At 62.7% G+C, this 18,522-nt stretch carries 18 protein-coding genes; 10 read left to right on the top strand and 8 right to left on the bottom strand.

Going from position 1 to position 18,522, the window contains the following annotated elements:
* Positions 1-15 precede the first annotated feature (15 nt).
* A complete protein-coding gene (locus ACSQ3I_RS05115; protein WP_435996665.1) occupies positions 16-1,605 on the top strand; it encodes an N-acyl-D-amino-acid deacylase family protein in 1,590 nt (529 codons plus the stop codon).
* Positions 1,606-1,629: 24 nt separating this feature from the next.
* Here the strand turns inward: ACSQ3I_RS05115 and ACSQ3I_RS05110 are convergent, their stop codons facing one another.
* The 4 genes from ACSQ3I_RS05110 to ACSQ3I_RS05095 are packed head-to-tail and all read right to left on the bottom strand — an operon-like array spanning position 1,630 to position 5,442.
* The gene (locus tag ACSQ3I_RS05110) at positions 1,630-2,670 is read right to left on the bottom strand and encodes a sulfate/molybdate ABC transporter ATP-binding protein (protein WP_435996664.1); all 1,041 of its coding nucleotides are present in this window, start codon (positions 2,668-2,670) and stop codon (positions 1,630-1,632) included.
* Between the two features lie 11 nt (positions 2,671-2,681).
* Positions 2,682-3,563, bottom strand: a complete 882-nt coding sequence (gene cysW, locus ACSQ3I_RS05105; RefSeq protein ID WP_435996662.1) for a sulfate ABC transporter permease subunit CysW — start codon at positions 3,561-3,563, stop codon at positions 2,682-2,684.
* Positions 3,553-4,410 carry a sulfate ABC transporter permease subunit CysT gene (gene cysT / locus ACSQ3I_RS05100; RefSeq protein WP_435996660.1) on the bottom strand — a complete coding sequence of 286 codons (858 nt, stop codon included), beginning with the start codon at positions 4,408-4,410 and terminating at the stop codon, positions 3,553-3,555. The genes cysW and cysT overlap by 11 nt, the downstream gene beginning before the upstream one ends.
* Positions 4,411-4,416: 6 nt before the next feature.
* Positions 4,417-5,442, bottom strand: a complete 1,026-nt coding sequence (locus ACSQ3I_RS05095) for a sulfate ABC transporter substrate-binding protein (protein ID WP_435996658.1) — start codon at positions 5,440-5,442, stop codon at positions 4,417-4,419.
* Between the two features lie 404 nt (positions 5,443-5,846).
* On the opposite strand from ACSQ3I_RS05095, the gene ACSQ3I_RS05090 reads away from it, so the two are divergent.
* Together ACSQ3I_RS05090 and ACSQ3I_RS05085 are read left to right on the top strand one after the other, a co-directional pair.
* Positions 5,847-6,317 (top strand): RrF2 family transcriptional regulator, encoded by a 471-nt coding sequence (locus tag ACSQ3I_RS05090; RefSeq protein ID WP_435996657.1) that lies wholly within the window; start codon positions 5,847-5,849, stop codon positions 6,315-6,317.
* Positions 6,318-6,432: 115 nt separating this feature from the next.
* Positions 6,433-7,935, top strand: a complete 1,503-nt coding sequence (locus ACSQ3I_RS05085; RefSeq protein WP_435996655.1) for a protein adenylyltransferase SelO — start codon at positions 6,433-6,435, stop codon at positions 7,933-7,935.
* A 78-nt stretch (positions 7,936-8,013) separates the two neighbouring features.
* Here the strand turns inward: ACSQ3I_RS05085 and ACSQ3I_RS05080 are convergent, their stop codons facing one another.
* Positions 8,014-8,292, bottom strand: coding sequence for an HU family DNA-binding protein (locus ACSQ3I_RS05080; RefSeq protein WP_435996653.1), 279 nt, complete (start codon positions 8,290-8,292; stop codon positions 8,014-8,016).
* 190 nt (positions 8,293-8,482) lie between these two features.
* Here ACSQ3I_RS05080 and ACSQ3I_RS05075 point away from each other — a divergent pair, with 190 nt between their 5' ends.
* Entirely contained in the window at positions 8,483-8,692 is a 210-nt protein-coding gene (locus ACSQ3I_RS05075; RefSeq protein ID WP_435996651.1) for a SlyX family protein, read from the top strand.
* Positions 8,693-8,771: 79 nt separating this feature from the next.
* On the opposite strand, the gene ACSQ3I_RS05070 is transcribed toward ACSQ3I_RS05075, so the two are convergent.
* The gene (locus ACSQ3I_RS05070; protein ID WP_435996650.1) at positions 8,772-10,178 is read right to left on the bottom strand and encodes a sensor histidine kinase N-terminal domain-containing protein; all 1,407 of its coding nucleotides are present in this window, start codon (positions 10,176-10,178) and stop codon (positions 8,772-8,774) included.
* Complete coding sequence (locus ACSQ3I_RS05065) at positions 10,175-10,855, bottom strand: response regulator transcription factor (RefSeq protein ID WP_435996649.1); 681 nt, start codon at positions 10,853-10,855, stop codon at positions 10,175-10,177. The genes ACSQ3I_RS05070 and ACSQ3I_RS05065 overlap by 4 nt, the downstream gene beginning before the upstream one ends.
* A gap of 78 nt (positions 10,856-10,933) precedes the next feature.
* Here ACSQ3I_RS05065 and ACSQ3I_RS05060 point away from each other — a divergent pair, with 78 nt between their 5' ends.
* The 4 genes from ACSQ3I_RS05060 to ACSQ3I_RS05045 all read left to right on the top strand — a co-directional run bounded on the left by ACSQ3I_RS05060 (position 10,934) and on the right by ACSQ3I_RS05045 (position 15,180).
* Positions 10,934-12,001, top strand: coding sequence for an ABC transporter substrate-binding protein (locus ACSQ3I_RS05060; RefSeq protein ID WP_435996647.1), 1,068 nt, complete (start codon positions 10,934-10,936; stop codon positions 11,999-12,001).
* Positions 12,002-12,219: 218 nt separating this feature from the next.
* Positions 12,220-13,164 (top strand): Bug family tripartite tricarboxylate transporter substrate binding protein, encoded by a 945-nt coding sequence (locus ACSQ3I_RS05055; protein ID WP_435996645.1) that lies wholly within the window; start codon positions 12,220-12,222, stop codon positions 13,162-13,164.
* The gene (locus ACSQ3I_RS05050) at positions 13,161-13,652 is read left to right on the top strand and encodes a tripartite tricarboxylate transporter TctB family protein (RefSeq protein WP_435996643.1); all 492 of its coding nucleotides are present in this window, start codon (positions 13,161-13,163) and stop codon (positions 13,650-13,652) included. Before ACSQ3I_RS05055 ends, ACSQ3I_RS05050 begins: the two co-directional genes overlap by 4 nt.
* A 10-nt stretch (positions 13,653-13,662) precedes the next feature.
* Positions 13,663-15,180 (top strand): tripartite tricarboxylate transporter permease, encoded by a 1,518-nt coding sequence (locus ACSQ3I_RS05045; protein ID WP_435996641.1) that lies wholly within the window; start codon positions 13,663-13,665, stop codon positions 15,178-15,180.
* Between the two features lie 67 nt (positions 15,181-15,247).
* On the opposite strand, the gene ACSQ3I_RS05040 is transcribed toward ACSQ3I_RS05045, so the two are convergent.
* Positions 15,248-16,435, bottom strand: coding sequence for an MFS transporter (locus ACSQ3I_RS05040; RefSeq protein ID WP_435996640.1), 1,188 nt, complete (start codon positions 16,433-16,435; stop codon positions 15,248-15,250).
* 103 nt (positions 16,436-16,538) lie between these two features.
* On the opposite strand from ACSQ3I_RS05040, the gene ACSQ3I_RS05035 reads away from it, so the two are divergent.
* Complete coding sequence (locus tag ACSQ3I_RS05035; RefSeq protein WP_435996638.1) at positions 16,539-17,444, top strand: LysR family transcriptional regulator; 906 nt, start codon at positions 16,539-16,541, stop codon at positions 17,442-17,444.
* 212 nt (positions 17,445-17,656) lie between these two features.
* Positions 17,657-18,493 carry a MetQ/NlpA family lipoprotein gene (locus ACSQ3I_RS05030; protein ID WP_435996636.1) on the top strand — a complete coding sequence of 279 codons (837 nt, stop codon included), beginning with the start codon at positions 17,657-17,659 and terminating at the stop codon, positions 18,491-18,493.
* Positions 18,494-18,522 lie beyond the last annotated feature (29 nt).

Genomic DNA, 18,522 nt, shown 5'->3' with positions numbered 1-18,522 from the left:
GCAGCGGGAACAATCATGAAGGACACGCTTATCCGCAATGCCCGGGTCATCGATGGCACCGGGGCGCCCTGGTATCGTGGCGATGTCAGCATTTCGGGCGGAAAGATTGCGGCGATCGGCACCGGCCTGACGGTTGGCCCCGAGGCGCGGATCGTCGATGCGGAGGAGCGTTTCCTCGCGCCGGGCTTCGTCGACGCGCATTGCCATGACGACCTGATTTTCCTGCGCGAACCGGACCGCCCGGAGAAGATCTTTCAGGGCGTGACCAGCATCGTCGTTGGGAACTGCTCCTTCTCGCTTTATCCGGCCGCCGCCAACTCCCATGAGGACCTGCGGCGGCATTTTTCCGGCCTGCTCGGCGAAACGCTGCCGAACGAGATTTTTGCGGATTTCGCCGCCTATCGCCAGATGCTGGAAGGGCAGGGGATCGCACCCAATCTCGTCTCGCTGGTCGGCCATGCGGCGTTGCGGCTGGCGGTGATGGGTCATGACCGGCGGACCGCCGACACCGGTGAAATCCAGCGCATGGCCGCCTTGCTCGATGCCCAACTCTCGCAGGGAGCAGCGGGCCTCTCACTCGGCCTCGTCTATCCGCCCAGCGCCTTTGCCGACCGCGACGAACTCGTGGCGCTCGGCGCCGTCGTGCGGCGCCATGGCAGGGCGCTGGCTGCCCATGTCCGCAGCTACGAGGCGGGCCTGCTCGACGCCATTGCCGAATTCGGCGACGTGCTGCGCGGCTCGGGCGCTGCCGGGCTGTTGTCGCATCTGCAATCCGCCGGCCGGCCGAACTGGGGGCAGGTGCCGAATGCCATCGCCATGCTAGAGGATTTTCGCAGCGAAGGCATCGACATCAGCTTCGACATGTATCCTTATCCCGCCGGCAGCACATGGATCCTGCAGCTTCTGCCGCCCGCCGTGATGGATGGCGGGCTTGACAGCCTGAAGCGGCGCCTTGCCGATCCGCAGGCCGTTGCCGTGCTGCGGCATTGGATCGAACAGGGTGGCGATGCCTTCCCCGGCGAAAGCAAGGTTTCCCTGATCGGCTGGGACAATGTGCGGCTTTCGGCCATCGGCGCGGCCGACCTCAAGGGATTGGAAGGGCAGGATATGGCGGCCGCCGCTACAGCGCTCGGCATCGCCCCGTTCGACCTGCTTCTGCGCTTCATCAATGAAGATGACGGTCAGACCGGCATCATTCTGTTCCAGTTGCATGAAGACGATTTGCATGCCGCATGTTGCGGACGCCTGTTCATGGCCGGCTCCGATGGCCTGCCGCGTCCGGGTTCCAAGCCGCATCCGCGTGCTTTCGGCACGTTTCCACGGCTCGCTGGTACGTTGCGGCGCGACAAGGCATGGTTTTCGATCGAAGATGCCGTGCGGCGCATGACTTCGGTAGCGGCACAGCGCTTTTCGCTTCACGACCGTGGCATCCTCCGGCCCGGCATGGCTGCAGACCTCGTGATGTTCGAGGACGGCATCAGCGATCACGCCAGCTTCGAGAATCCGACGCAGATGCCATCTGGCATTACCGATGTGTGGGTGAACGGCGGGGCGGTAATCCGTGCCGGCCGGCAGACCGGGCTTCGCCCCGGCCGGGTTCTCTGAACGCGACCGGGGCGACACGGCAGATCAGGGCCTGAAGATCTTCCACTTGGTCGGACGGAAGGCGATCCGGCTGCGATCGATGCCGGCCGCCTTTTCCGGCGGCAGCTCGATTTCCACCGGATTGTGGCCATTGCCGACATCGACTTCGACATGCCGCGTACCAGCCACGCGCCGCGACGACGCCACCACGCCGGCCAGGCAGCCGTCGCCACCTTCCAGGATCTCGATGTCGTGGGGGCGGAAGTACAGGAGCGCTTCGCCTTCCCGCTCTCCGGGTGCCGACACACCGATCAGCCGGTCCTCGAACCAGACATCGTGATTGGAAATACGCACCTTGAGACAGTTGGACTGGCCGATGAAGCCGAAAACGAACGGCGAATTCGGGCTGTCGTAGACCTCATCCGGCGTGCCGACCTGCTCGATACGGCCCTGGCTCATGACGACGATGCGATCGGCAAGCTCCAGCGCCTCTTCCTGGTCATGCGTCACGAACACGGTCGTGTGCCCTGTCTGGTCGTGGATCTCGCGCAGCCATTTGCGCAGGTCCTTGCGCACCTGGGCATCAAGCGCGCCAAAAGGCTCATCGAGCAACAGCACGTTGGGTTCTACCGCCATGGCGCGGGCCAGCGCCACACGCTGCCGCTGGCCGCCCGAAAGCTGGGCAGGGTAACGCTTTTCAAGGCCGGAAAGCTGGACGAGCTCCAGCAATTCCAGCGCCCGTTTCTTGATCTCCGCCGCTGCCGGGCGGCGGCTGGCGGGGCGAATCTTCAAGCCGAAAGAGACGTTTTCCAACACCGTCATATGCCGGAACAGGGCATAATGCTGGAAAACGAAACCGATATTGCGCTCCTGCACCGATTTGTAGGAGGCATCCTGCTCACCGAAAAAGATCTTGCCTTCGGTCGGCGCCTCCAGCCCGGCGATCAACCGGAGCAACGTGGTCTTGCCCGAACCGGAGGGGCCGAGCAATGCGATCAGCTCGCCCGAACGTATGTCGAGCGAAACATGATGCAGGGCCGGAAAGCGCTCGAATTCCTTGCGCAGCTTTTCAACGCGAACTTCCATTCAAAAACCTTTCAGTGGCGCCGGCTGGCTGCGATTTCTGCGCTGTAACGCATTTCCAGCAATGTCTTGAGCACGAGCGTGACCAGCGCAAGCAGGGCCAGCAGTGTCGCGACGGCGAAAGCGGCGACGAAATTATACTCGTTATAGAGGATTTCCACCTGCAGCGGCATCGTATTCGTCTGGCCACGGATATGGCCTGAGACCACCGACACCGCGCCGAACTCGCCCATGGCACGGGCGTTGCAGAGCAACACACCATAGAGCAGGCCCCACTTGATGTTCGGCAGGGTGACGTACCAGAAGGTCTGCCAACCGCTGGCCCCGAGCGAAAGGGCCGCCTCCTCGTCTGCCGTTCCCTGTTCCTGCATCAGCGGGATGAGTTCGCGGGCGACGAAGGGAAAGGTGACGAAGACGGTGGCAAGCACCAGCCCCGGCACGGCAAACAGGATCTTGATGCCGTAGCTCTGCAGGAAGGGTCCGAGAACGCTATGCGAGCCGAACAGCAACACGAAGACCAGGCCCGAGATCACCGGCGAAACGGAAAAGGGCAGATCGATGAGCGTCGTCAGGAACGCCTTGCCCTTGAATTCGAACTTGGCGATCGCCCAGGCGGCGGCAATGCCGAACACCAGGTTGAGCGGCACGGCGATGCCGGCAACGAGCAGAGTGAGGCGGATTGCCGAAAATGTTTCGGGATCGCCGAGCGCTTCGATGAAGGCGAATGCACCCTTGCGGAACGCTTCGACGAAGACAGCCGTCAGCGGCAGGAACAGCATCAAGAGCAGGAACAGCAGCGAGATCGCGATCAGCGTCCAGCGGGCCGCCGGCTTCTCGGTCGTCGCCTTGCCGACTCGGGCAAGCCGCTGATGCGGTTGAGAGGTATCATGCGCCATAACCATACCTCCTTCGGCTCCAGCTCTGGATGAGATTGATGACCAGCAGCATCATGAAGGAAATCAAGAGCATGACTGCGGCAATCGCCGTCGCCGCGGGATAGTTGAACTCCTCCAGCCGGATGACGATGAGAAGCGGGGCGATTTCCGAAACATAGGGCAGGTTGCCGGCGATGAAGATGACCGAACCGTATTCACCGACCCCGCGGGCAAAGGCGAGCGCAAAACCGGTCAGCACCGCCGGCGTCAGGCCCGGCAGCAGCACGCGCGAAATCGTCTGGAACCGCGTGGCGCCCAGCGTTGCAGCCGCTTCTTCCACCTCACGGTCGATTTCTTCCATGATCGGCTGCACCGTGCGCACGACGAACGGCAGGCCGATGAAGATCAGGGCTATGGTGATGCCGACAGGTGTAAACGCCACCTTGATGCCAAGCGGCGTCAGCCACTGGCCGATCCAGCCATTGGGCGCATAAAGCGTGGTCAGCGCAATACCAGCCACCGCCGTCGGCAGTGCGAAGGGCAGGTCGACCATCGCGTCGATGATGCGTTTGCCCGGAAAGCTGTAGCGTACCAGCACCCAGGCGAGCACGATACCGAAGATCACGTTGACCAGAGCCGCGGCGAACGCCGTGCCGAAGGACACCCGCAACGCGTTCAGCGTGCGCGGATCGGTTGCCAGCGCCCAGAAATTTGCCGCCCCAAGTGCGCTGGAGCGGATGAGCAGGCCGGTGAGTGGGATGAGAATGATGAGGGTGAGCCAAAACAGAGTAACGCCGAGCGCCAACCCAAATCCTGGGATGACGCTCGGCTGTCTGATCCGCCATGCCTTGCGGGTCTGTGTGTTCATGCAGTCTTATTGTCCCGGCTTGTAGATCTGATCGAAGATACCGCCGTCGCCGAAGAACTTCGGCTGCGCCTCGGCCCAGCCACCGAACTCCTCGATGGTCGCAAGCTTGACTTCGCCGAAGCGGGCCACGTCTTCCTTGTCAGCCAGTTCGGGCTTGTAGGGACGGTAGTAGTGCTTCGCGGCCAGCTTCTGCCCGACGTCGGAGTACAGATACTGCAGATAGGCCTCAGCCACCTTGCGGGTCCCCTTGGCATCGACATTGCCGTCGACAAGCGCCACCGGCGGTTCAGCCTTGATCGAAACGGACGGCGTCACGATCTCGAACTGGTCCGGGCCAAGTTCGGCAAGCGACAGATAGGCTTCGTTTTCCCACGCGAGCAGGACGTCACCCAGTCCGCGCTGGACGAAGGTCGTGGTCGAGCCGCGCGCACCGGTATCCAGCACCGGCACATGTTTGAACAGTTGCGTCACATATTCCTGCGCCTTGGCATCGTCGCCGCCGTTGGCCTGACGTGCCCAGGCCCAGGCCGCCAGCACGTTCCAGCGTGCGCCGCCCGAGGTCTTCGGGTTCGGCGTGATCACCTGGACATCGTCCTTCACCAGGTCGCCCCAGTCCTTGATGCCCTTCGGATTGCCCTTGCGGACAAGGAAAACGATCGTCGACGTGTATGGCGCACTGTTGTTTTCGAATTTGGCCTTCCAGTCCGCCGGGATCTTGCCGGTTTCCTTGGCGATGGCATTGATGTCGGCCTCAAGCGCCAGGGTGACGACATCGGCCTCAAGACCGTCGATGACCGAACGCGCCTGCTTGCCCGAACCGCCATGGGAGGTCTGGATCGTCAGCGTCTCGCCGGTATCGGCCTTCCACTTTTCTGCAAAGGCGTTGTTGAAGTCCTTGTACAGTTCCCGAGTCGGATCGTAGGACACGTTCAGGATTGTCTGGTCGGCAAAGGCGGAGACCAAGCCTCCCACCTGAAGAGCGCCGGCAAGAACAGCGGCAGCCAGAAGCCGCGTGACCCTCGTTTTGTTCATCGATACCTCCTTTGTTGTGCCTAAACTCTATCAAATCTATGGTGTTAGGTAACGCAGAACGTTTCCGATGAAGGAAAACCTTTAGAATAGGATGCCCTATCTCGGCCCATTCTTAAATCCAATTGCCTGGAAGTAAATCGGCTTCTGCGCCACGGCGGCAAGGCGACAGGAAGCGGCGGCGGGATTCCGATGAGAAAAGCCGGGAAAAACGGGGATTTTCACGACATATTTCATGTTGATCATAAAAACTATGCAACTTGTGAATTATTCCCTTGTAGCCTGTCGGTCAGAGGGCTATTTCCGCCATAATTCAACGGCAATGGTCATCTCCAGCAGTTTACGCATTCCGTACCGTTTCTGACGGTCCGCGCGCCATTTATGCCTTCCGGGAAAAGCGAATTGTCATGCTGACGAAAAAAGGAAAATACGGGCTGAAGGCTCTGGTCGATCTGGCCCAACTCAATCCTGGCGAAACCGCTTTCATCACGGAAATCGCCACGCGCAACAATATCCCGAAGAAGTTTCTCGACGCCATTCTGCTGGAACTGCGCAACGCCGGAATCCTGCGCTCCAAGAAGGGACCGGGCGGCGGCTATTCGCTCTCGCGCCCCGCATCGGAAATCCACATCGGCCAGGTCATTCGCACGCTCGACGGTCCGCTGGCCCCGATCCGCTGCGCCAGCCGCACCGCTTTCGAAGTCTGTGACGACTGCGCCGATCCCGAACGTTGCGAAGTCCGCCGCTCGATGACGGATGTCCGCGACGCCATTGCCTCGATTCTCGACAATATGACACTCGAGCAGTTCGTCGAAAACGACGGCAATTTCTCGGCTGCACCGACCGCACGCGCACCGCAGTCCGCACACACCGCCTGAACGGTCAATATCGGCAGTGGCACACGGAACCGTGATGCCGCTGGTTCGTTTGCAGTTTATGCTGCCGGTTGCGGCTGCTATACAAACGGCCTGAAACCTGCACGAGTTGGTGACAATGACCACCAGACCTTCCGAGACGGCGGCTTCGACGCTTCCGCTTTTCCCCTTCGACAATAGTTATGCCCGGCTGCCGGCACCTTTCCAGCTGCGCCAGCAACCATCGGCGGCCAAGGCGCCGACGATGATTCGTTTCAATCGCGACCTCGCGGCTGAGCTCGGCCTGCAGGCCGATGCCTTGGACGGTCCGGTGGGAGCGGCGATCTTTGCCGGACAAGAACTTCCGCCGGGCGCGGAACCGATCGCCATGGCCTATGCCGGACACCAGTTTGGCCAGTTCGTGCCGCAGCTTGGCGATGGACGGGCGATCCTGCTCGGCGAGGTGGTTGACCGCAACGGCGTGCGCCGCGACATCCAGCTGAAAGGTGGCGGCCCGACGCCGTTTTCCCGCCGTGGCGATGGCCGTGCGGCGCTTGGCCCGGTGCTGCGCGAATACATCGTCAGCGAAGCCATGCATGCGCTCGGCATTCCCTCGACGCGGGCGCTGGCGGCCGTGCTCACCGGCGACCAGGTCTACCGCGAGACGGTGCTGCCGGGGGCGGTCTTTACCCGTGTGGCTGCCAGCCATATCCGTGTCGGCACGTTCCAGTTCTTTGCGGCGCGCGGCGATGTCGAGGGACTGCAGCGGCTGGCGGATTACGTCATCCGTCGCCATTATCCTGCCGTCGCCGAAGCGGAAAATCCGGCTGCCGCATTGCTGCAGGCGATCATCGAGCGGCAGGCGGCGCTCATCGCCCGGTGGATGTCCGTCGGCTTCATCCATGGGGTGATGAACACAGACAACATGACGGTTTCCGGCGAAACGATCGATTTCGGCCCCTGCGCCTTTCTCGATGCCTACGATCCGGCCAAGGTGTTCAGCTCGATCGACCATTCCGGCCGCTACGCCTATCGCAACCAACCCGCCGTGGCGCAATGGAACCTGGCGCGGCTTGCGGAAACCTTCCTGCCGCTGCTCGATCCGGATATCGACAAGGCCGTCGAGATCGCCAACGATCAGGTCATCGGCTTTGCCCATCTCTACCAGGCGCAATGGCTGCTGCGCATGCGCGCCAAGATCGGTCTTCAAACCAGCGAGGATGGCGATGCGGCACTGATCGAATCGCTGCTCGATGCCATGCATCGCGGCGCGGCCGATTTTACGCTGACATTCCGGGGTCTCTGTGACGCTGCAGCCGGCGACGACACGCGGGCGAGGGCACAATTCACCGATGCGGCTTTGTATGACAACTGGGTCGGGCAGTGGCGGGAGCGGCTGGCACGAGAGCCGGGTGAACCGCAAGAGCGGCAACGGGCGATGCGCGCCGTCAACCCGTTCCTCATTCCCCGAAATCACCGCATCGAACAGGCGATTGCCGCCGGGACCGCTGGTGATTTTTCCGTCTTCGGGCGTTTGGTCGATGCGCTTGCCCATCCGTTCGACCAGCGTGCCGAGGATGGCGATCTGGCAACGCCGCCACGCGACGACGAACGCGTGCTCAGGACGTTCTGCGGCACCTGAACCGAGGGGCAGGGGACGGCGATGGATCTCGCGCCGTCCTCTTGTTCTTCAAGCCTGCTTGACCAGGCGTGATCACGCTTACTTGTTCAGTGCGTCCTTGAGAGCCTTGGCTGGCGTGAAGCCGAGCTTGGTGGCGGCAGCGATCTTGACCTTTTCGCCCGTGGAGGGGTTGCGGCCTTCGCGCTCGGGGGTCGACTTCACCTTGAACTTGCCGAAGCCGGGGATGGACGTTTCGGCGCCTGCAGTTGCGGCATCCGTGATTGCCTTGAAAACCGCTTCGACGATGCCTTTTGCCTGAACTTTGGTGAGGCCGTTGTCGGCAGCGATCTTGTCCGCGATTTCATTCGTGGTTGTCATTGTAGCGTTCCTCGTATTGCTGATCCGGATTCCATGACAGCGACCCCGGCAATTGTCATCGTCGGCAATCAATGTTTTTCTTATATTCCGGCGCTATCCACAGGCGTTTATGCGATTTTGGCGGCACATCGCCAGCTTGACAGGGAAGTTTCGTGCAGCGATTGATCGCGCGGCGACGGAAGGAATGATCATGTCTGACGAAGAAAACCGCATCACAAGGCTGGAAGAATTGCTGGCCCATCAGGCCAAGACGATCGAGGAACTGTCGGACCAGCTCACCGAGCAGTGGAAAGTCGTCGAGCAGACACGGGCAAAACTTGCCGTGCTGACCGAGCGTTTCTTGACGCTGGAAGAGCAGTCGCACGAGGCGATACCCGTCACCCGCCCACCGCATTATTGATTGGAATTGCTGAGAGAGCAGCCGATCCGTGGCAACGCACTCTTCTTGGCTCCCCTCAAAAAATCGCGTTTACCGACGTCTACACCGGCACCGGAACAGCAAGATTGAAGACCACGGTTACCTTGAGACCCTTGCCCCCGGCTCCTTCCTCCAGCGCAACGCGAGCTCCGTAGAGGGAGGCAATTTCCTCTACGATAGGCAGGCCGAGCCCGGTGCCCGCACTTCTCTCCGCTTCCGGCGCGCCGCGGACAAAACGCGTCAGCATCGCCCCGCGCCGATCCGGCGCGATGCCAGGCCCATTGTCCTCAACGTCGAGTCGCACCGTCGTGTCTTGGCGCAAGCAGCGCACCGTCACTACCGCACCTTGGCCGGCATATGCGATGGCATTGCCGATGAGATTACCGAGCAATTCACCGATCAGCAACGGCTCGGCGTAAACGGGTGCTTCTTCGGCGCCTTCAAAGCCCAGGTCTATACCCGCGGCAGCCGCCGCTGGTACATGCTCGGCCGTCGCCTCCTGCGCCGTTCGCGTCAGGTCTATCACATCGCGCAGGGTCTTGCCGCCGGTCGCCGCCGCATCAAGGCGCGCCAGCGTCAGAAGCTGCACCAGAATGCGCTCGGCACGGGCAACGGCCTGGTCGCTCTTGCGCGCAGCCTCCTGTGCCTCCTCCAGCGAGCGGGCGCGCTGGGCGAGCGCAAGCTGGGTGCGCACCACCGCGAGCGGGGTGCGCAACTGATGGCTGGCATTGCCGGTGAATTGGCGCAGCGCCTTCAGCGCCCCTTCGAGACGCACCATGAACGAGTTGACGGTATCGACCAGCCCCTCGACTTCGCTCGGCACCGCCTCGTCGATGGGATGCAGGTCGTCCGGGCTGCGCTGGGCAATCGCTTCTCCGAGCCGGTTCAGCGGCCGCAAGGACATGGTGACCGCAATCCACGCGATCGTGCCGGCGCCGGCGATCATCAGCATCAGGCGCAGCGCCGAATGTAAAAGGATGGTTTCGGAAAGCTGGCGGCGCGCGATCGTCGTCTCGGCAACGGTAACGACGAAAGGAACCGAGCGGATACCGGTCGAGGCGGATCGCTGCAGCGTCACCACCCGGATCGGCTCGCCGCGGAAATCGGCGTCGGCATAAGCGGTCGCCTGTCCCGCCGGCGCTTCGGCGACCGGCAGTTTCTGGTAGCCGGTGATGAAGCTGCCGGGCGGGCCGTCCACCCGGTAGAACACGCGGTCCTGGGCCGCCGATGTCAGCATTTCCAGCGCTACATAGGGGATATCCACCTCCAGCGCCCCGTCTTCGCCCACCACCACGCGCTCCGCGATGGCCAGTGCCGAGCCGACGAGCACGCGGTCGGACACGGACCGCGCGGTCTTCACCGCTTCCGACCAGGTGTCGAGCAAGGCAACAAGGCCAATGATCATGGTAGCGATCAAGAGCCACGCCAGCAGGCGACGGCGCAAAGAATGGCCGAAATCCGGGATCATGAACGCTCTTCCGCGTCGCGATCGACATAATAGCCGATGCCGCGGGCAGTTTTGACCGTCAGCCCGTAGGGGGCAAGACGTCGCCTTAACCGACTGACATATTGTTCGATGGCGTTGGTGCTCAGATCCTCGTCGAAACCGATCAGCGATTGCATGATCGCCTCCTTGGAGACGACTTTGCCGGCCCGCAGGAACAGGGTTTCCAGCACCGCCCGTTCGCGGGTGGGAATGGCAATCGGCGACCCGGAGACGGAGAAGGCACGCGACACCAGATCGAGCGTCATCGGTCCGAACTCCATCGTCGATGCCCGCAATCCAGCCCGGCGCCGCAAGAGGACGCGGATGCGCGCCTCCAGTTCGCTGACATCGAAGGGTTTCGTCAGATAATCGTCGGCGCCGAGATCGAGGCCGCGAACCCGCTCTTCCGGCGCGCCGCGGGCGGTGAGGATCAGGACCGCAGCCCGGTTCTGGTTGTGGCGGATGGTTTTCAAGACCTCCAGCCCGTCCATATGCGGCAGGTTGAGATCGAGCACGACGAGGTCGAAACTTTCGGCTGCCACGGCCGCCAGCGCCGAAGGACCGTCACGCACGGCATCGACGGCATAACCACTGCCGCGCAAAATCGCGAGCAGCCCATCCGCCAACTCTTCGTTGTCCTCCACCAGCAGCAATCGCACGTCGTTTTCTCCTCCGCGCCAGATTAGACGCCGCCGCAGCGCTTGTGAACCTGCCGGCGCTTTGTCATTATTTCCCTCATGCGTCTCATCCCCTTGTTTTCGATCTTCATTGCTCTTGCCCTGCCTGCAAAGGCCGACGCCACGTTTTTTGCCGCCAAGTCGGGAAAGGCGGATGCGCCGGTGCTGAAAATCTACTCCTCGCTGGACGAACCGCTCGCCCAGCCGATGATCGAGGGGTTTCAGGAGGCCAATCCGGATGTGGCGGTCTCCTACGAGGATATGCTGACCGGCGAAATCTACGACCGGATCGTCAAGGAGACCGATCAGGGGGAGGCGACCGCCGACTTCGCCTTTTCCTCGGCCATGGACCTGCAGGTCAAGCTCAGCAATGACGGTTATGCGCAACGCAGCGACCTGCCGCTCAGCGGCATCTGGCCGGGCTGGGCAAACTGGCGCAACACCGCTTACGCCCTGACCTTCGAGCCGGCGGTCTTCGTCTACCACAAGCCGAGCTTCACCGATCATCCGCCGCCGGCCACGCGTGCGGAACTGGTCGAGTTCCTGCAGAAGAACGGCGACAGCGTTTTTGCGCGTATCGCCACCTACGATATCGAGCGCTCCGGCGTCGGTTTCCTGTTCATGGCCCGCGACCAGGAGCAGTTCAGCGACATCTGGACCGTGATCCGGGCGATGGGCGGGGCCGGCGTCAAGCTGTACTCAACCAGCCAGGCCATTCTCGAACGGGTGGCAGACGGGCGTTTCGTGCTGGGCTATAATATTCTCGGCTCCTATGCGGCGGATTGGGCATCCCGCCATCCCGATGTCGGCATCCTGCTTCCCCGCGACTATACCGTCGTCATGTCGCGCATCGGCCTGGTGCCGCAAGCGGCTGCCAATCCGGAGCTTGGTCGCACCTATCTAGCTTTTCTGATGTCGCGGGAAGGGCAACAGATCATGGCGAGCAAGCTGCAGATCCCTGCCGTCAGCCCCGAGGTCGCCGGCGACAATACCGCCACCAACATGCGCGCCCTACACGGCACGCAGCTGAAACCCGTGCCCGTCAGCCTCGGCCTGATGGTTTATCTCGACCAGGTGAAACGCGCCCGGCTGATCAAGCGCTGGAACGATGCGCTGCGCCTGCAATAGGCCGGCGTCCGGCGAGGCTTTCGACCGCGTCAGCAGAATGTCAGGCAAATATGATCGTTTGCATCATCGCGCCTTGTTGGAGTCAGGGCGGGATGGCCAGGGAGGCAATTTCACATCCGGCATGGCACAGCCACAAGCGCTGTCGCCGACGGCAATCTGCCTCCCCTGATTCTTGACAAATCGTCCGCGCAACAGGCGCGGAACCGGAGGAGACAACCTTGAAGAAGTTCTTTTTGACCGCGATTCTCGCGGGTGCCCTGTCATTGCCGGCATTTGCCGCAGACTACACCATCATCGCCCCTGCCAATCCGGGCGGCGGCTGGGACCAGACGGCCCGCACCATCCAGACCGTGATGCAGGCGGAAGGCATATCCGGCAACGTGCAGGTGCAGAACGTTCCCGGCGCCGGCGGAACGATCGGCCTGGCGCAGTTTTCCAGCCAGTCGAAGGGGAACGGCAACGCCCTGATCGTCGGCGGCTACGTCATGGTCGGCGCCATCCTGACCAACAATTCGCCCGTCACCCTCAAGGACGTCACGCCGATTGCCCGTCTCACCGGCGAATATGAGGCGATCGTCGTTCCGGCATCCTCGCCGTTCCAGACCATGGCCGATCTCGTCGAGGCGCTGAAGAAAGATCCGGGCGCGGTCTCCTGGGGTGGCGGTTCGGCCGGCGGCACCGATCACATCCTCGTTGGCCAGATCGCCAAGGCATCGGGCGTCGATCCGACGAAGATCAACTACATCGCCTTCTCGGGCGGCGGCGAGGCACTGGCCGCCATCCTCGGCAGCCAGGTTTCCGCCGGCGTCTCCGGTTACGGCGAATTCGAGTCGCAGATCAAGGCGGGGACGCTGCGCCTGCTCGCCATTTCCAGCGATGCACGCATCGACGGGATCGACGGTCCGACGCTGAAGGAATCGGGCGTCGATGTTTCCATCCAGAACTGGCGCATGATCGCGGCTGCCCCCGGCATCACCGACGAGCAGAAGGCAGCGATTTCCGCCGATATCGAAAAGCTGGTCAAGTCCGCGGGCTGGCAGGAAAACCTGAAGACCAAGGGCTGGCAGGATACCTACCTGGCCGGCGCCGCCTTCGAGGAGCAGCTCGCCAAGGACATCGCGGCGACCGAAGCCACCCTCAAGGACATCGGCCTGGTCAAATGAGCAGCAACGGAAACCAGACATCGCCGTCGCGCCGCCCCGATGGGGCGGCGCTGGCGGTGGCGGCCGGGCTGGCGGCCATAGCCGGGGTCATCCTGTGGGATACTTCGCATCTCGCCGCCATCGTCAGCTATTCGCCGGTGGGTCCGACGGCAGTTCCTTATGTGGTTGCCTTCCTGATGCTCGGGCTTTCGGTCTGGACCGCCGTCGAAGCCTGGCTCGGCCGGTTCCCGGCGAGAGAGCGTCAGGAACTGGGGCCGGTGGTGATCATCATCGGTGGCCTGGCGGCGCAAATGCTGCTGTTGAAGACAGCGGGTTTTTCCATCGCGACCGGCGTGCTGTTTGCCGCCACCGCCTATGCCTTCGGCAAGCGAAAACTCTGGATTTCCCTGCCGCTCGGCATTCTCCTCTGTCTGGCCGTCTGGCTGGTTTTTGCCCGCGAGCTGCAGCTTTCCCTGCCGGCCGGGCCGCTCGAACACCTGTTTCTCTAAGGATTGAGGCATGAGCACAATCGATTTTCTCATGCAGGGCCTCGCCGTGGCGATGCAGCCGATGAACCTGCTCTATGCCTTGATCGGCGTCACGCTCGGCACCGCCGTCGGCGTCCTGCCCGGCATCGGCCCGGCGCTGACCGTGGCGCTGCTCCTGCCCGTCACCTTCAAGCTCGATCCCGCCGGGTCGCTGATCATGTTCGCCGGCATCTATTACGGCGGCATGTATGGCGGCTCGACGACGTCGATCCTGCTCAACACGCCGGGTGAAAGCGCCTCGATCATCACCGCGCTGGAAGGCAACAAGATGGCGCGGGCGGGGCGCGGCGGACCAGCGCTGGCGACGGCGGCAATCGGCTCGTTCATTGCCGGCCTGATCGCCACCATCGCGCTCGCCTTCATCGCCCCCTTCATCGTCAAGCTTGCCCTCGTCTTCGGCCCGCGGGAGTATTTTGCGCTGATGGTGCTGGCCTTCGTGACGGTTTCATCCGCCTTCGGCGATTCGACGCTGCGCGGCCTGACCTCGCTGTTCATCGGTTTTGCGCTGGCTCTGATGGGCATCGACCAGCTGAGCGGCCAGACGCGCCTCAGTTTCGGCGTGCCGGATCTCCTCGACGGCGTCGAGGTGACGACACTCGCCGTTGCCATGTTCGCCATCGGCGAGACGCTGTATATCGCCGCTCGAGGCAATCGCCTTCCCGACAAGATCGAGGCGGTGCGCGGCTCCGTGTGGATGACGGCGACCGATTGGGCGCGGTCATGGAAACCGTGGCTGCGCGGTACGGCGATCGGCTTCCCGATCGGTGCCATGCCGGCCGGCGGGGCTGAGATCGGCACCTTCCTTTCCTACGCGGCGGAAAAGCGGCTGACGAAACATCCGGAGGAATTCGGCAACGGCGCCATCGAAGGTGTCGCTGGTCCGGAAGCGGCAAACAATGCCTCGGCGGCGGGAACGCTGGTGCCGCTCTTGACGCTCGGCCTGCCGACGTCGGCGACGGCGGCGATCATGCTCGCCGGATTTCAGCAATACGGCCTGCAACCCGGCCCGCTGCTGTTCGTCACCAATCCGCAACTCGTCTGGGGCCTGATCGCCAGCCTGCTGCTCGCCAACCTGATGCTGCTCGTGCTCAACCTGCCGCTGATCGGGCTTTGGGTGAAGTTGCTAACGATCCCCAAGCCGTGGCTCTATGCCGGCATCCTCTTGTTTGCGACGCTCGGCACCATCGGCGCCAATCCGTCGGTCTTCGAACTTGGCATGCTGCTGGCCTTTGGCGTCATGGGCTACCTCATGCGCGTGCTGGGTTATCCGATCGCCCCTGTCGTCGTCGGCCTCATCCTCGGCCCGCTGGCGGAGCAGCAGCTGCGCCGGGCGCTCGCCATCAGCCAGGGTGACGCGAGGGTGCTGTTCACTTCGCCGATTGCGGCCGTGCTGCTGGTGCTGGCGGCGCTTGCCCTGATCGTGCCGCTGATCATGCGGATCAGGGGGCGCGGGCAGTTGTTGTCGCAGCTCGCCGCCAACGAGGACTGATCCTTTCGACTGTCGAAAAGGCCACGGGATTAAGGTCCCGTGGCCTTTTGTCGTTCGAGATAGCCGTTCAGGCAGCGGGGCATGGACGCTCCGCAGCAGCGCGACCGGCACGGCGGCTTGCGACGACCGCAAGTCCGGCGACGGCGATGGCGGCGAGCGGGAACAGTGCCGCAACCATCGGCACGGAGCCGAGACCGGACCCCTGGCCGATGGCCAGACCACCTGCCCAGGCACCCAGCGCGTTGCCGAGATTGAAGGCGGCGATGTTGAAGGACGAGGCGAGGCTCTGGCCCGCACCTTCCGCCTTGGAAAGCACCCACATCTGCAGCGGCGCAACCGTCGCGAAGCCTGCAGCACCGAGAAGACCGGTGACGATGACTGCGCTAACCGGCCAATGCATGGCCGGGGCCATCAGCATCAGCACCACAGCCAGTGCCACGAGCGTACCGAAGACGGTGGCAAGAAGTCCGCGGTCGGCCAGCTTGCCGCCAAGCAGATTGCCGACGACCAGACCACCGCCGAACACGAGCAGGATCGGCGACACGGCGCCTGCCGGAACGCCGGCGATCTGCGTCAGAAGCGGAGCGATGTAAGTGAAGACGGCGAAGACGCCGGCATAACCAAGCACGGTGGTGAGCAGACCGAGCAGCACCGGCGCCCGCAGGATGGCGGCAAGATCGGCGCGCCAGTCGCTGGCTTCCGGCGCCTGCTTTTCAGCCGGCACCAGCAGGGCGATGACAGCGAACGCGGCAACGCCGACCGCTGCGACCGCCCAGAACGTCGCGCGCCAGCCGAACATCTGGCCAAGCCAGGTACCGGCGGGAACGCCGAGGATATTCGCGACGGTGAGGCCGGTGAACATCACCGCGATGGCGGATGCCTTGCGGTCTTCCGCAACTAGGCCTGTTGCCACGACCGAGCCGACGCCGAAGAAGGTGCCATGAGCCAGCGCCGTCAGGATACGGGCAGCCATCAGCAATTCGTAATTCGGAGCGAGCGCACAGGCGAGGTTGCCGAGCGTGAAAATGGCCATCAGGCCGAGAAGCACCGTCTTTCGCGGCCAGCGGGCCGTCAGCACGGTCAGGACCGGCGCGCCGACGACCACGCCGAGCGCATAACCGGAGATCAGCAGGCCGGCGGCGGCGATGGAGACATGGAGATCGCCGCCGACATCGAGCAGCAATCCCATGATGACGAATTCAGTGACACCGATGCCGAAGGCACCAGCCGTCAGGGCATAAAGAGCGAGAGGCATTTTTGGAATCCAGCCAGGTTGTTGTGTGGGACTGGAGATAGATCTTGTGCTGCATGTGATCTAGTATGCGGATAAGAACATCATCTATGAATTGAAAGACCAGATGGCGCGTATCGATATCAACCGCTCCGGCGAAATGGAGGTCTTCGTCCGTGTGGTCGAGTGCGGTGGTTTTTCCGCTGCGGCAAGGGCCTTGCGCATGACGCCTTCCGCAGTCAGCAAGCTGATTGCACGGCTGGAATCCCGCCTCGGCGCACGGCTGGTCAACCGCTCGACCCGAGCCTTTCAGCTGACGGCGGAGGGGCGCAATTTTTATGAAAGAGCGATGAGCATCCTCATTGCCATGGAGGAGGCAGAACGCAGCGCCGGCGCCGGTGACGAACCGGTCGGCCGCATCCGGCTGAACACCAGCGCCTCGTATGCAACGCACATCCTATCGCCGATCCTGCCGGAATTCCTCGGCCGCTACCCCCGCGTCTCAATCGACATCGTGCAGACCGACATGGTTGTCGACCTTCTTGCCGAAAGGACTGACGTGGCGGTTCGGGCGGGGCCGATGAAAAGCTCCAGCCTGATTGCCCGCAAACTCGGAGATACCGCCATGGTCGTCGTCGCTGCGCCGTCCTATCTGGCGCGGTTTGGAGTACCCCGGACGATTGAGGATCTGGATGGACATAGCCGGCTCGGCTTCGGTTATGTCCGCGCGGTGGAGGGCTGGCCGTTGCGCAAAGGAGCCGAAACGGTGATCGTGCCGACGCTCGGCAGGGTCCAGGCCAGTGACGGCGAAGGCTTGCGATACCTTGCCATCGGCGGCAGCGGGCTTGTCCGGCTTTCGGCATTCACCGTGCGCGAGGACATTGCGGCGGGGCGTCTGGTGCCGGTGCTGGAGGATCTCAATCCCGGCGACCGGGAGGCGTTTTACGCCATTCATACAGGCCAGGCCGGTCCCTTGCCCTCCCGGGTGCGGGTACTGCTCGATTTTCTCGCCGAACAGGGCAGGGTCGACTAACTGTGATCACTCCGAGAGGGAGGGATATCGCTCAATCAAGAATAATCTACCTATCGTGTAGAAATTTCTCCGCGAGCTACGTTGCGGCGCAACATTTTTTCCTGCTGCATCTGCATAAAAAATCATCATACCTAGCTCAAAAACCGCGCATCGGCGATCTTTAGGGCAAGGATGAGCCATCGCTCCTCTGCCCGGATCACAGGATATTCGACATGCAAAAAACGTCCCTCCTCGACATCGCCACCGGTCGCCGCGCTACGCTCGGTGTTATCGCTGCAGCCATCGCCGCCGTCGTCGGCCTTTCCGCACCGCAGCCGGCCGCAGCCGAAGACAAGACCATCAAGGTCGGCATCATCAGCGGTGAGGACGAAGATGTCTGGCGCGTCGTCACCGGCGAAGCGGCCAAGCATGGCCTGACGATCGAAACCGTCGTGTTCAACGACTACACCCAGCCGAACGAAGCGCTGGAGCGCGGCGAAATCGACGCCAACGCCTTCCAGCACCTTCCTTATCTGGAAAACCAGATCAAGACGCACGGTTACAAGATCGTTCCGGTTGGCTTCACCGGGGTCTGGCCGATTGGTCTTTACTCCAAGGGAATCAAAAGCGTTGCCGATCTTCCGGAAGGCGCAACCATCGGCGTGCCGAACGATCCGTCCAACGAAGGCCGTGCGCTGCGCGTTCTGCAGAACGAAGGCATCATCAAGCTGAAGGATGGCACGGGCATTCTCGCCACCATCGCCGACATCGAAGCCAACCCGAAGAAGGTCGACATCAAGGAGCTGGACGCCGGTGTCGTTGGCCGCGCCATTGACGATCTCGATGCTGCCGTGGTCAATACCGACTGGGCGCTGAAGAGCGGCCTGACCCCGGAAAACCGTATCGCGCAGGAGCCGGTTGCCGACAATCCGTACCGCAACTTCATTGCTGTACGTGACGGTCAGCAGGGCGAAGCCTGGGTGAAGACGCTGGTGGAAGCCTATCAGAACGATACCGTGAAGGCTGAGTTCGATCGCGTCTACAAGGGCACGGGCATCAGCGCCTATTGATTTTTACCAGCATCGCAGCGATGCCGGCC

Origin of the sequence: Rhizobium sp. LjRoot30 (assembly GCF_964253915.1) — a bacterium.
GTDB lineage: Bacteria > Pseudomonadota > Alphaproteobacteria > Rhizobiales > Rhizobiaceae > Metarhizobium.
Note: the sequence above shows the minus strand (reverse complement) of the source record. Positions and strands in the feature narration are given on the sequence as shown.

Coding starts and splice junctions, on each gene's coding strand:
- ACSQ3I_RS05115 (WP_435996665.1), top strand. CDS start 16: ATGAAGGACACGCTTATCCGCAATGCCCGGGTCATCGATGGCACCGGG.
- ACSQ3I_RS05110 (WP_435996664.1), bottom strand. CDS start 2,670: ATGGAAGTTCGCGTTGAAAAGCTGCGCAAGGAATTCGAGCGCTTTCCG.
- cysW (WP_435996662.1), bottom strand. CDS start 3,563: ATGGCGCATGATACCTCTCAACCGCATCAGCGGCTTGCCCGAGTCGGC.
- cysT (WP_435996660.1), bottom strand. CDS start 4,410: ATGAACACACAGACCCGCAAGGCATGGCGGATCAGACAGCCGAGCGTC.
- ACSQ3I_RS05095 (WP_435996658.1), bottom strand. CDS start 5,442: ATGAACAAAACGAGGGTCACGCGGCTTCTGGCTGCCGCTGTTCTTGCC.
- ACSQ3I_RS05090 (WP_435996657.1), top strand. CDS start 5,847: ATGCTGACGAAAAAAGGAAAATACGGGCTGAAGGCTCTGGTCGATCTG.
- ACSQ3I_RS05085 (WP_435996655.1), top strand. CDS start 6,433: ATGACCACCAGACCTTCCGAGACGGCGGCTTCGACGCTTCCGCTTTTC.
- ACSQ3I_RS05080 (WP_435996653.1), bottom strand. CDS start 8,292: ATGACAACCACGAATGAAATCGCGGACAAGATCGCTGCCGACAACGGC.
- ACSQ3I_RS05075 (WP_435996651.1), top strand. CDS start 8,483: ATGTCTGACGAAGAAAACCGCATCACAAGGCTGGAAGAATTGCTGGCC.
- ACSQ3I_RS05070 (WP_435996650.1), bottom strand. CDS start 10,178: ATGATCCCGGATTTCGGCCATTCTTTGCGCCGTCGCCTGCTGGCGTGG.
- ACSQ3I_RS05060 (WP_435996647.1), top strand. CDS start 10,934: ATGCGTCTCATCCCCTTGTTTTCGATCTTCATTGCTCTTGCCCTGCCT.
- ACSQ3I_RS05050 (WP_435996643.1), top strand. CDS start 13,161: ATGAGCAGCAACGGAAACCAGACATCGCCGTCGCGCCGCCCCGATGGG.
- ACSQ3I_RS05045 (WP_435996641.1), top strand. CDS start 13,663: ATGAGCACAATCGATTTTCTCATGCAGGGCCTCGCCGTGGCGATGCAG.
- ACSQ3I_RS05040 (WP_435996640.1), bottom strand. CDS start 16,435: ATGCCTCTCGCTCTTTATGCCCTGACGGCTGGTGCCTTCGGCATCGGT.
- ACSQ3I_RS05035 (WP_435996638.1), top strand. CDS start 16,539: ATGGCGCGTATCGATATCAACCGCTCCGGCGAAATGGAGGTCTTCGTC.
- ACSQ3I_RS05030 (WP_435996636.1), top strand. CDS start 17,657: ATGCAAAAAACGTCCCTCCTCGACATCGCCACCGGTCGCCGCGCTACG.